Genomic DNA, 12461 nt, shown 5'->3' on the forward strand with positions numbered 1-12461 from the left:
CAGGAGTCAAATACCTGTACGGTATCAGCACCGGCGGCTACCTGTGCTTTCAGGTAAGCGATAGTAGTATCGGTGATCATTTGTAACAGTTGATGTGCCACGGCAGGCTGCTGGTAGCAGAATGCTTTGGCTTCATCAAAAGTTTTAGAACCTTTGCCTTGTACCATGTAGCAGAGTAAGGTCCAGGGAGCGCCACCAAAGCCAATCAAGGGCACGCGGCCATCGAGTGTTTTTTTGGTGAGGGCCAGCGCCTCAAATACATAGTGCAGTCTTTCCTGTACATCGGGAACGCATAAACGTTGCAGGTCCTGTGCGGTTTTGATAGGCGCAGGTAATAAGGGGCCTACTTTTTCTACCAGCTGTACTTCCATGCCCATGGCTTGTGGTACAACGAGGATATCAGAAAAAATGATGGCAGCATCCACACCTACCTGGTCTACCGGCATTACTGTTATTTCTGTAGCCAGTTCCGGATTTTCGCAGCGTTCAAAAAAAGTATATTTATCACGCAGTTTAATATAATCCGGGAGATAGCGACCAGCCTGGCGCATCATCCATACGGGCGTGCGGGAAACAGTTTCACCTTTAAGGGCCTTCAGCAATAAGTCGTTCTTCAATGCGCTCATTCGTAGCAGTTAATGTTGTTAAAATAAAATATAGCTGTTTGCACCATGGCATCTTCGCTGATGTCGGTGCTCATTATAATCTTGTTATCGGTATATTCTCTCAGTGTTGTGGCGGTTGTTCGGCCAATGGCGAAACAAACGGTTTTGCTATCGAGTCTGTTGGCAGACAGATAGCTTTTTACTGCGCTGGGACTGAAAAACAACAGGCCGTCATAGTCTTCTGCTGTCACCGCAGGGGATGGTATATTTTCGTAGATGACATATTCATTCACCTTGATGCCAGCCTGATTTAATCCAACTGGCAATTCATCCCGCCGTTGATTGCCGCAAAAGAAATTTACTTCGGTGATGTTTCCCACTGCAATGATCGCGGCAGCGAGTTCACTTCCGTAGGGTGAGGATGCCAGTATGTTGCAATCCGGAAATACTTCCTTGGCTTTTTGTAACGTTTTGCCGGAGATGCAGCAGATATTGGCATTTTTGTTATTGAAAAAAGTATGGAGACCATTATTTCTGAAGCCATTGATGCTGAAATAGTGTTGTTCCAATACTTTCACCGCGTTGGTACTTGTAAAAACAGAGATGTTGGGGGCCTGGAAAATATCAGATATAGTAGTACCGTTCCAGCCTGGAGTACTTCCTTTCAGGGCAGGAAGCGTGATAGGCTTTATCTGGATAAAATCTTTTACTTCTATGAAAATACCACTGTCACCAGCTGCAGCGATGGAGCTGTCTGTTAAATGCCTGGTGCTTAATATGCGGTATTTATCATTTTGCATTTCTGATCTGTGCTACAATTTCGGCGCCGCCTTGTGCCATAATATCTTCTGCTGCTTCCTGTCCCAGGTGTTGTGCCTGTGCCAGTGGTACTTCGCGGGAAATGCTGAAAAAGCCGGTCCCGTCGAGGCTGCAAAGTTCGCCGCTAAAATGTACGGTATTGTTTTGTATATAAGCGTATGCGCTGATAGGGGTGGTGCAACCGCCCATCAGGGTACGTAAAAATTCGCGTTCAATATGTGTGGCGAGGGCTGTTTCTTCATGGTTAAAAACAGCGCAGGCTTCGCGGCAGAAAGTATCATCTTCTCTGCATACGGTTACTACTGCACCTTGTGCAGGAGCAGGCAACATCCAGTCGAGGTCGATGGACGTAGCAGGGCGCACATTAATTCTTTCCAGTCCGGCTACGGCGAAGATGGCGCCATCCCAGTTTTCGTTGGCCATTTTCTGCAGGCGGGTGTTTACATTACCGCGCAGGTTGTGCAGCTGATGTTGTGGATATCTACGAAGCCATTGTGCTTTTCGGCGTACACTGCTGGTGGCAATGTTGGCGATGTAGCCCGGTTGATCCAGAAAATCCGTATTGGTTTTATATACCAGCAAATCTTTTACAGGACCGCGTTTGAGTATGGCGGCATGTACAATTTGTTTGGGTAGTTGTGTGGGAACGTCTTTGAAGGAGTGAACGGCAATGTCTATACGATTATTGAGCAATGCCAGATCCAGGCTTTTTGTGAAGATGCCCTGTACGCCTATTTCGTAGAGCGGGGTGACCAGGTCTATATCGCCTTCGCTTTTAATAGGTACCAGTTCGGTGCGGTAACCCTGTGCGGTGAGCAGGTCGTTTACCTGGTGTGCCTGCCACAAGGCCAGCTGACTTTCTCTTGTGCCTATCCTGATAACTTTATCCATTTTTTTATTCCTGGTTAACTCCGGTCTCAAAAATATCGTTGATCATAGCAATGTACTGTTCACTCTTATCGGTTTCCTTACGTACTTTACCTGCCATGAGATTAATCATTTTCTGTATGATGCGGGAGGATACCAGTTCAATATCTTCCATTTTGTAGTGGCCTCCGTTTTTCTGCTGTTGTATTTCGCGGGTATGTATTTCCTGCAGTTTATCTTTCACTGCTTTCAGTACCACTGCATGTTTGCGCATTTTATACCAGTAGAGGAATTCCTCCATGTGCTCATCAATGATGGCAATGGCTTTTGGCACCTCTCCCAATCTGTTTTGCAGTGTTTCGTCCTGCACCTTGGAAAGTTCATCCACATTCACCAGTGTGATATGCGGGAGTTCTCCAACTGCTGCTTCCACGTTAAATGGAATCGATAAATCTACAATCAGTTTTGGCGATGCCTGTTGCAGGTGATGCGCCAATACGGTGGGCTGTGGTGCATTAGAGGCTACCAGGATTACATCCGCCTGTTGCATTTCGCCGACCATATTTTCGTAGGGTGCATATTTCAATCCATGTTGGTCTGCGAAATCGGCAGCTACCTGCATGGTGCGGTTAATGAGGGTAACTTCTTTTACACCAAGGTATTCGATCATATTCTTGCAGGTGTTGCGGCCTATTTTGCCTACACCGAGCAATACAATCTTTTTATCTTTTATATCAGGGCAGATGCGTTCCAGCATCCGTACGGTGGCAAATGCCACAGATACGGTGCCTTTGCTGAGACCTGTTTCTGTTTTAATGAGTTTGGAAACCTGCAATACGCTGTTCACTAATCTTTCCAGGAAACTACCCAGGCATTGGTGTGCCTTGGCAAATTTCGTGGCATTGCGTATCTGACCTATGATTTCATAATCGCCGAGGATCTGGGAGTCCAGGCCAGTACCTACCTGGTACAAATGCCTGATGGCTTCTTCTCCTGACTTGATATAGGCTAGTTCTTCCAGCTGGCTTCTGTCGCCGTTTGATTCCCTGCATAGCAAGTCTATCAGCTGCCCGGGATTGGCTGCAAATCCGTATACCTCCGTTCTGTTACAAGTGGATAGCACAAATAGATCGTCTAATTGTATTACCCTGGCATGCTCCAGGAGTTGTTGATACTGAGCCGGATTGATGGCGTATAATCCCCTGATAGCAGCGTCTGTTTTCTTATAGTTGATTCCAACAATATGAAAATTTGCTATTTCTTTTGAATGACTGACCTGCATGTTCTTGTATAAGCTTCCGGTTGCAAAAGTACTTTCATACGTCCCAAACAAACGGGTTTAGGCTGTCATTAGTGTGTCATTTCTACTACTGGTAATCAGCACGAGGAAAAAATGATTTTTATCAGTTTTTAATCATTACAATAGGATGACAGTAACGGAGCAAAATGCTGAAAGCAAAAGGCATAGAGCTTCTGACAGTAAAGATAGTACTGATTTTTAGAATATGCGCCATAGTATTGTAGTCCCCTTTGTTGCTTTTGCTTTTAGCTTTCTGCTTTTTACTTACTTTTGCTGCAATTTATAAGAAATGATATCGAAATCTGATGTTGGAATAGTATTGATGAACCTTGGATCGCCTGATTCTACAGCCGTTCCGGATGTAAAGCGTTATCTGAATGAGTTCCTGATGGACAAGCGTGTGATAGATTATCCATGGTTGTTCCGTAAGATATTAATCGAGGGCATCATTGTTCCGAAGCGCGCAGAGCAATCTGCCAAGGCCTATGCATCTATCTGGTGGGAAGAAGGATCACCGTTGGTGGCCCTCACCAGGCAATTGCAGATGGCTGTGCAGAATGATATGGAAGTACCAGTGGAAATAGCCATGCGTTATGGCAATCCCAGTCCGGAAGTGGCTTACAACAACCTGTTGAAGCAAAATCCTGATCTGAAGGAAGTGGTATTATTTCCGCTATATCCGCATTATGCGATGTCTTCCTATGAAACCGCTGTAGAATATGCACAGGAGATCTACCGCAAAAAGAAATATAAATTCAAATTGTCTACCGTTCCGCCGTTTTACGACGAACCGGATTATATCAGTGCATTAACTGAAAGTATGCGTCCATACCTGCAACAGGAGTATGATTACGTACTATTCAGTTATCATGGTTTACCGGAAAGGCATATGCGTAAAGCAGATCCCACCGGTGCACATTGTATGAAAGTAAATGATTGCTGTCATGTGAAATCAGCATCCCATCCATTCTGCTATCGTCACCAGATTACTGTTACCACGGAACTAGTAGCAGAACAACTGGGATTGCCCCGGGAAAAATGGGGTATCTCTTTCCAGTCGAGACTGGGACGTGAAGAATGGTTGAAGCCTTATACGGCCGGGTTGCTGGAAACGTTGCCTGCAGAAGGGAAGAAAAAGCTGTTGATCGTATGTCCGGCTTTTGTATCTGACTGCCTGGAAACATTGGAGGAGATAGCTGTAGAAGGAAAGCATTCTTTCCTGAGCAGTGGTGGCGAAACATTTACGATGATCCCCTGTCTGAATATCCATCCGATGTGGGTAAAAGCGGTCGTAAAATATTGCACTGAGATTATTGAACAAGAACAAGTAGTCTAACCTTTCCGTATGTCTGAACAACCCGTATTGATTATCGGCGGCGGTATTGCCGGGCTGAGTATTGCGTATGAACTGCAAAAGCAGCAGGTACCCTACCTGGTGCTGGAGGCATCCAATCATACGGGTGGCGTGATGCAATCCTTCCGGGAAGAAGGTTTTGAGCTGGATGCAGGTGCCAATACCATTGCGGCTTCGCCGGAGATATTAACGTTCTTCCGGGAACTGGGACTGGAAGGCGAGATCCTGGAGGCCACTGCTGCCAGCAAACATCGTTTCCTTGTTAGAAATAACCAATTACACGCTGTTTCTCCACATCCTTTCAAGATCATGGCTTCGTCTTATTTAAGCCGTGGCAGCAAATGGCGTTTGCTTACCGAAAGTTTCCGGAAGCCTGTTGCCGTAGCTGGAGAGGAGTCGGTAACTGATTTTGTTAGCAGAAGATTTAATAAAGAGATAGCTGATTATGTATTTGATCCGGTATTGTCGGGCATTTATGCCGGCAATCCTGACCGGATGAGCATTGCGGAAACATTACCCGTTTTGCCGCGATGGGAACGGGAATACGGGAGTGTTACCAAAGGGTTAATGAAAAATAAAGCTGCCATGGGCGGCAGAAAAATCATCAGTTTTAAAGGTGGCAACCAGGTACTTACCAACCGTTTGCAACAAATGCTCACTACGCCGGTACGCTTTAATTGTAAAGTCACCGGCATCAATGAGGCGGACAGTGGTTATATGGTCAGCGCCATTGAAAATGGTGTGTCTGCCAGCTTTCCTGCCAGCAGAATAGTGATCACCAGTCCTGCTTACAGTACTGCCGAAACCATTATTTCCCTGGATCCCGCCACTGCGGCATTGCTGCGCAAGGTTCCTTATCCACGTATGGGTGTATTGCACCTGGGCTTTGATGCAGCGGCACAGGCACAACCACTGGAAGGTTTTGGATTCCTGGTACCACATGCAGAGCATAAGCATTTCCTCGGAGCCATTTGTAACTCCGCTATTTTCCCCGGGAAAGCACCAGCGGGAAAAATACTTTTTACCGTATTCATGGGAGGCGCCAGACAAGAGCAGCTGTTTGATCAGCTGGAGCCGGAAACATGGCAGCAACGGGTGGTAGAAGAAATCATGTCTTTGCTGCAGTTATCAGCTCCACCGGTGATGCAAAAGTTTAGTACCTGGAAAAAAGCAATTCCACAGTTGAATGTAGGACATATTAAGTTGCGTGGTGCGGTAGCAGATTTTGAAAAAAAATATCCCGGTATATATATCCAGGGAAATTACCTCCAAGGCGTGGCTATCCCGGCTTTACTACAACATGCGGCTACTTTCGCCGCTTCACTGAAGAAAAATTAATCAAAAAAATAGTTCGTTGTTGGCGTTTTTTCTTTAAATTCCATTATAAATTTCCACCAGATGATTGCAGGAATTTTAAAGGAGAAAAACGGCGAAACCAGGGTATCTCTTACACCTGAAGTAGTAAAACAACTGCAGCAAATGTCGGTGACCGTGTGGGTGGAACAGGGAGCTGGCAACAATGCCTTCTATAACGACGACGCCTATATGCAGGCAGGGGCATTGGTAAAAACTGCGGCAGACATTCTTTCCGGAGCAGATATTATTTTTACCCTGCAGCCTCCTTCCCGGGAGCTGGCAGACCAGATACCCGCCGGTAAAATTATTGCCGGCATTTTACAGCCACTCTACCGCATAAACGACGTAGAACATTGGGCTTCCCGACATATTACCGCTTTCAGTTTAGATACTATTCCCCGCACTACGCGGGCGCAGGTGATGGATGTGCTCAGCTCTCAGGCTAACATTGCCGGCTACAAAGCCGTATTGCTGGCAGCGTATAGCTATTCACGTTATTTTCCGATGTTGATGACGGCCGCAGGCAGCATTGCGCCTGCCAAAGTATTGATACTGGGTGCGGGCGTAGCCGGATTGCAGGCCATTGCCACGGCCCGCCGGTTGGGGGCAGTGGTAGAGGTATTTGATACCAGACCTGCCGTGAAAGAAGAAGTGATGAGTCTGGGTGCAAAATTCATAGAAGTAGAAGGTGCCGCAGATGCTTCATCAGCAGGCGGTTATGCCGTAGAACAAAGCGACACCTACAAGCAGCAGCAACAACAACGGATTGCAGAAAGTATTGCCAAAGCAGATATCGTTATTACAACTGCACAGATTCCCGGCAAGGCAGCGCCAATTCTGATCACCAACGATATGCTGGATCGAATGCGTCCCGGCGCTGTGATCGTAGATCTGGCGGCAGCTACCGGCGGCAATACCAGCGTGACAAAGAACAATGAAACCGTGCATTATAACGGGGTTACCATCATCGGTGATTCTAATCTGCCAGCTACCATGCCAGCTGATGCCAGCAAGTTATATGCGAAGAATGTATTCAACTTTCTGAAATTGATTCTCACAAAAGAAGGCGCGCTGCACCTGGATTTTGGAGATGATATTGTAAAAGGAGCCTGTATCACACATAATGGAGAAATTGTGAATGACCGTGTGAAAAGCATGATGCAGCCTGCATAGCAGGTAGGTTAGAACTGAAAATAACCGTCAAACATGGAATATATTATCACTTTTTTTCACGAGCATATTGACCTCCTTTACATTGTTATCCTATCCATTTTTTTGGGGGTAGAAGTGATTTCAAGAGTGCCATCTGTGCTGCATACGCCACTGATGAGTGGCGCCAACGCTATCCACGGTGTGGTTATTATAGGCGCTATCATTGTGATGGGGAAAGCGGAATCAGATAACTACGTGGCGCTGATTGTAGGTTTTCTGGCGGTGATTTTAGGTACGATCAATGTGGTGGGTGGTTTTGTGGTGACAGACCGTATGCTGGAAATGTTCAAAGGAAAAAAGAAATAAAGAACCGAAACAGCTTTTAGTCGTTAGCTTTTAGCTTTTAGTAAATGCAGCGAAGCTCATGTTATGTTAATCTTCGCTGTATTTACTAAAAGCTAAAAGCTAATAGCTAACCGCCAAAGCACTATTCATATGGGATCCAGCATTTTATCAATTATCTACCTGATCGGCTCTGTTACTTTTATCCTCGGACTAAAGATGTTAAGTAAGCCGGATACTGCCCGGAAAGGCAACTTGATAGCGGCCGCCGGTATGTCGCTCGCCATTATAGGCACTATCTTTCTCTATAAAGTAAATGATGCCCCCCTGCATAATTATGGTTGGATATTTACGGGACTGCTGATAGGCGGTGTTATCGGCGTATTGTCTGCGAAGAAAGTGAAGATGACGGCGATGCCGGAAATGGTGAGCATGTTTAACGGGATGGGTGGCGCCTGTGCGGCGCTGATTTCCATTGTTGAATTTAATCATTTGCATGCGCTGGTAAAGAATTTATATGCGCCTGTTACAGATGATCATTTGATGTTGCAGTTATTGCAGTCTTCCGCTTCGAAAGGAACGGTGGTCATCATCCTACTAAGCCTCGTGATTGGTGCGGTATCCTGCGCGGGCAGTATTGTAGCATGGGGAAAACTCACCGGTAAAATAAAAGATTTCTCTTTCCAGGGGCAGCATCTGGCGAACCTGGGTGTACTGGCTTTAATAGTGGGGTTATCGGTGTGGTTGCTGCTGGTGTTCAGCGCGGCACCGGGCACTGGTTTCCTTATTTTTTATATTATTTTCCTGCTGGCATTGTTCTACGGAGTGCTTTTTGTGCTTCCAATTGGCGGAGCAGATATGCCGGTAGTCATCTCCCTGTTAAACTCCTTTACTGGCGTAGCTGCTGCCTGTGGAGGATTTTTATATGCCAATCCGGTGATGCTGACAGGTGGTATACTGGTAGGTTCTGCCGGTACTATCCTTACTATTCTGATGTGTAAAGCCATGAACCGCTCTCTTAAAAATGTATTGATAGGATCCTTCGGTGGTGGTGTTGCTGCGCAGACTGGCGGCGGTAAAGAGCAGGGGCATTATAAGGAAATTAGTTTAGCGGATGCCGCTGTGGTACTGGCATACGCCAATAAAGTGATCATTGTACCGGGATATGGATTGGCGGTAGCGCAGGCCCAGCACGTATGTCATGAGTTGGAGGCGTTGCTGGAAGAAAAAGGTGTGGAAGTAAAATATGCGATCCATCCTGTTGCGGGCCGTATGCCGGGGCATATGAATGTGTTGCTGGCAGAAGCGGATGTACCTTATGAAAAATTGCTGGAGATGGAAGATGCCAACGCAGAATTTGCTACTACTGATGCGGTGTTGATCTTAGGCGCTAATGATGTGGTAAACCCTGCGGCGAAGAGCGATCCGGCCAGTCCGATTTACGGAATGCCTATACTGGAAGTAGAGAAGGCGAAAGTGGTGATGGTGAATAAACGCAGTATGAAACCAGGATATGCGGGTATAGAAAATGATCTTTTCTTTCAACCTAAAACATCTATGCTGTTTGGCGATGCAAAGAAAGTGCTGCAGGACCTGCTGACGGCGATTAAAGAGGTGTAAAACCGCGATTTTTTTGTCTTTATCAGGATTATACTGATTTAGATGATTTTCCAGATTTTATTTTTTAGGATTATAAAATGATTTTAAAAGATAAGGGAAGATAAATGCGGATGTTCGCTTACATCTTCCCTTATCTTTTCTCCCCTGATCAAAAAACAAATCTGGGGAATCATCTAAATCAGTATAATCCTGATAAAGACAAAAATCTGCATTTTCATTATTTTTGCGGAAAAAATTCCTTTGTCCAGTCATTTACCAGCTGCACTGCTTGATTCGTTAGCAGGACTTCCGGGTTATCACCGGGAAACATTTGAACGAGTACATACCGCCGCAGAAAAAATTACTTCCCTGCGGTTGAATCCTACAAAAATAAAATCGCCGGAGAAAGCACAACAGGTGCTGCAATCGTTGTCTGCCAACGGTGTGAGCAAGGTGCCCTGGAATAGTGAGGGATACTATTTACCGGCAAGGCCTTCTTTTACATTCGATCCATTTTTTCATGCAGGTGCTTACTATGTGCAGGAAGCTTCGTCTATGTTCCTGGAACAGGCGGTGCGTGCCACGGTCGATCTGTCGGCGCCGTTGAAGGTGCTGGATTTGTGTGCAGCACCGGGCGGAAAATCTACGCTGCTGCAGTCGCTGGTGAGTGCTGATAGTTTATTGGTGGCGAATGAAGTGATAAAAGCGCGGGCGGCATTGCTGGCCGATAATCTGACTAAATGGGGAGCGCCGAATGTAGTGGTGAGTAACAATGATCCCCGTGATTTTTCCAGGCTGCCGGGTTATTTCGACCTGGTGGTGGTAGATGCCCCCTGCTCGGGTTCGGGTTTGTTTCGTCGTGATCCTGAGTTGGTGTCTGAATGGTCGCCTGAAAATGTAACGCTCTGTAGTCAGCGGCAGCAGCGGATTATGGCCGATGTGTTGCCTGCGGTGAAAGAGGATGGAGTGATTATTTATTCTACCTGTTCTTTTTCTGCCGAAGAAGATGAAGTGATCCTCGATTGGCTGGCAGATCATTTTGAGCTGGAAAATATTACGATACCATTGGACGAACAATGGGGTATTGTACCAACGGTAACGCATAAACGAAATTGTACTGGTTATCGGTTTTATCCGGACCTGTTGAAAGGAGAAGGCTTTTTTATTGCCTGTTTTCGCAAGCGTAGCGGGGGAAGTGTTCGCCGGCCAAAGGAACAGAAACGGGTAGCACTTACGGCACGGCAAAGGGAGGTTATAACACCTTGGCTGAATATTCCACCGGATTATCAATACTTCCTGCATCAGGAAGAAGTACTGATATTACCGCCTTTATTAGCTGCGGAAATGCCATTGTTGCAGCAACAATTGTATATTCGCAAGGCGGGTGTTAAAGCTGGACAGCCAGGACAGAAGGAATTGATTCCTGATCATCAGCTGGCGGCGAGTATGCTGGTATCTGATGATTTGCCGGCGGTTTCACTTGATTTGCCGCAGGCATTACAATACCTGCGTAAGGAAGATCCGGGAGTAACCACCGGAGTAAGAGGCTGGTCGCTGGTAAGGTATGAGGGAATGAATCTGGGCTGGGCCAAATTCTTACCAAACCGTATGAACAATTATTACCCAAAAGAATTACGCATCCTGAAAGAAATTACCGGGTTGTAAAGAATAGGGTACTGTTATTTGTCTCCAACAGCTACCAACTTTGAAATGCGCTGCCAACGGCTATTTGCTGAGTATGTGGGGTAGAAGTTGTTTATGCCGGTGACCACAACAAAAGCTGGGATTTTTCGTTTGTTTTATTAAATAAAATTGTCAATTTTTACACATATATTCGTTGCCCGAAATAGCAAATAAAAATTTCAGATTTTTTGGTGCTGCCATGGTATAATTAGGTTGTCGTTGGGTATCAGACACGGGGACAGAAATATCCGGAGCAGCAGGCAGATCATCATTCATAAACAGAGTTAGTATGGTAAAATCGATTCTATCAATCGTCTTGTTTGGTTTTAGTGCAGGAGCGGTGCAAGCGCAGGACACGCTGCAGGTACAAGGTACCTCGCCCGCCCTTTACGTATCCCATGTTGTTAAAAAAGGAGAAAATTTTTATAGCCTCAGCCGTGCATATGGTTTACCGCCAAAAGAAATAGCTGCCGCCAATAAAGTGACTATGGACCAGGGCTTACAGCTCGGACATCATCTGCACATTCCACTCACTGCCGCTAACTTCTCACAGAAGGCAGATGCAGCAGGTAAACCCGTGTATCATAAAGTAACTGACAAAGAAACTTTATACCGTGTAAGTGTGAATTACAACAAAGTACCACTGGACAACATCCGTCAATGGAATAGTTTTTCCGGTGATGGCCTAAAAAAAGACAGCTATGTGATCATCGGCTTTATGAAGGCTGGTGGCGCCGCTGGCGAAGCTGCTCCTAAGGTGGAGAAAGTGAAAGATAAACCAGCACCGGTACCTGCACCTGTAGAGACAGGGGTGGCAGTAGCACCCGCACCTGCTCCCGTGAAAGAAACGGTGAAGAAGGAAGCCGAGCCAGCTACCGAAGCCACTGAAACAGTCGCCACACCTCCGGCCAAACCGGCAGCAGCGAATAGTAGCGCCGATTTTGAGCAACTGTATGCAGAACAAACTAACAACGGAAAAAAAGCAGGTTCTGAAAAAGGCCCTGGTACCTGGTTTAAGAGCAATGCCGTAGGGAAATATTATGCTTTGCATAATACTGCTCCCCGTGGTACCATCATTAAAGTAACCAATCCGCTGAATGGTAAATCTGTTTATGCCAAAGTACTGGATGTCATCCCACAGATGAAATCTAATGCCGGCCTGATCATCAAGCTGAGCGACAGTGCCATGCAGGCGCTGGGTAGTAATGAAACCCGCTTTTATTGCGAACTGAATTACGAGAACTAAGCGGAGTTTGTCTTTCTCAGGATTATACTGATTTAGATGATTTTCCAGATTTTATTTTTGAGATTATAAAAGATAAAAAGATTAGGGAAGATATAAGCGAATGTCCGCTCATATCTTCCCTAATCTTTTTAATCAAGA

At 45.9% G+C, this 12461-nt stretch carries 11 protein-coding genes; 7 read left to right on the top strand and 4 right to left on the bottom strand.

Annotated features, from left to right (window positions below; translation table 11 throughout):
• The 4 genes from VIP81_RS00130 to hemA form a co-directional block, all read right to left on the bottom strand.
• On the bottom strand, positions 1-626 hold a 626-nt coding region (locus VIP81_RS00130), incomplete at its 3' end, for a uroporphyrinogen decarboxylase family protein (RefSeq protein ID WP_331956441.1).
• Entirely contained in the window at positions 623-1405 is a 783-nt protein-coding gene (locus VIP81_RS00135; protein ID WP_331956442.1) for a uroporphyrinogen-III synthase, read from the bottom strand. The genes VIP81_RS00130 and VIP81_RS00135, both read right to left, overlap by 4 nt.
• Positions 1395-2315, bottom strand: coding sequence for a hydroxymethylbilane synthase (gene hemC, locus VIP81_RS00140; RefSeq protein ID WP_331956443.1), 921 nt, complete (start codon positions 2313-2315; stop codon positions 1395-1397). Before hemC ends, VIP81_RS00135 begins: the two co-directional genes overlap by 11 nt.
• A gap of 4 nt (positions 2316-2319) precedes the next feature.
• Positions 2320-3573, bottom strand: a complete 1254-nt coding sequence (hemA, locus tag VIP81_RS00145; protein WP_331956444.1) for a glutamyl-tRNA reductase — start codon at positions 3571-3573, stop codon at positions 2320-2322.
• 307 nt (positions 3574-3880) lie between these two features.
• Between hemA and hemH the strand changes: the two genes are divergently transcribed.
• The 7 genes from hemH to VIP81_RS00180 all read left to right on the top strand — a co-directional run bounded on the left by hemH (position 3881) and on the right by VIP81_RS00180 (position 12323).
• Complete coding sequence (gene hemH, locus VIP81_RS00150; protein WP_331956445.1) at positions 3881-4927, top strand: ferrochelatase; 1047 nt, start codon at positions 3881-3883, stop codon at positions 4925-4927.
• A 9-nt stretch (positions 4928-4936) separates the two neighbouring features.
• Positions 4937-6283, top strand: coding sequence for a protoporphyrinogen oxidase (hemG, locus tag VIP81_RS00155; protein ID WP_331956446.1), 1347 nt, complete (start codon positions 4937-4939; stop codon positions 6281-6283).
• Positions 6284-6343: 60 nt separating this feature from the next.
• On the top strand, positions 6344-7474 hold the full coding sequence (locus VIP81_RS00160; RefSeq protein ID WP_331956447.1) for a Re/Si-specific NAD(P)(+) transhydrogenase subunit alpha: 1131 nt from the start codon (positions 6344-6346) through the stop codon (positions 7472-7474).
• A 33-nt stretch (positions 7475-7507) separates the two neighbouring features.
• A complete protein-coding gene (locus VIP81_RS00165; protein ID WP_331956448.1) occupies positions 7508-7819 on the top strand; it encodes an NAD(P) transhydrogenase subunit alpha in 312 nt (103 codons plus the stop codon).
• 129 nt (positions 7820-7948) lie between these two features.
• On the top strand, positions 7949-9415 hold the full coding sequence (locus VIP81_RS00170; RefSeq protein ID WP_331956449.1) for an NAD(P)(+) transhydrogenase (Re/Si-specific) subunit beta: 1467 nt from the start codon (positions 7949-7951) through the stop codon (positions 9413-9415).
• A gap of 240 nt (positions 9416-9655) precedes the next feature.
• On the top strand, positions 9656-11059 hold the full coding sequence (locus tag VIP81_RS00175) for a methyltransferase RsmF C-terminal domain-like protein (protein WP_331956450.1): 1404 nt from the start codon (positions 9656-9658) through the stop codon (positions 11057-11059).
• Between the two features lie 307 nt (positions 11060-11366).
• Positions 11367-12323, top strand: coding sequence for a LysM peptidoglycan-binding domain-containing protein (locus VIP81_RS00180; RefSeq protein ID WP_331956451.1), 957 nt, complete (start codon positions 11367-11369; stop codon positions 12321-12323).
• The last annotated feature ends 138 nt before the right edge of the window (positions 12324-12461 follow it).

Source organism: Chitinophaga sp., from assembly GCF_036566945.1.
In the GTDB taxonomy this organism is placed as follows: Bacteria; Bacteroidota; Bacteroidia; order Chitinophagales; family Chitinophagaceae; genus Chitinophaga.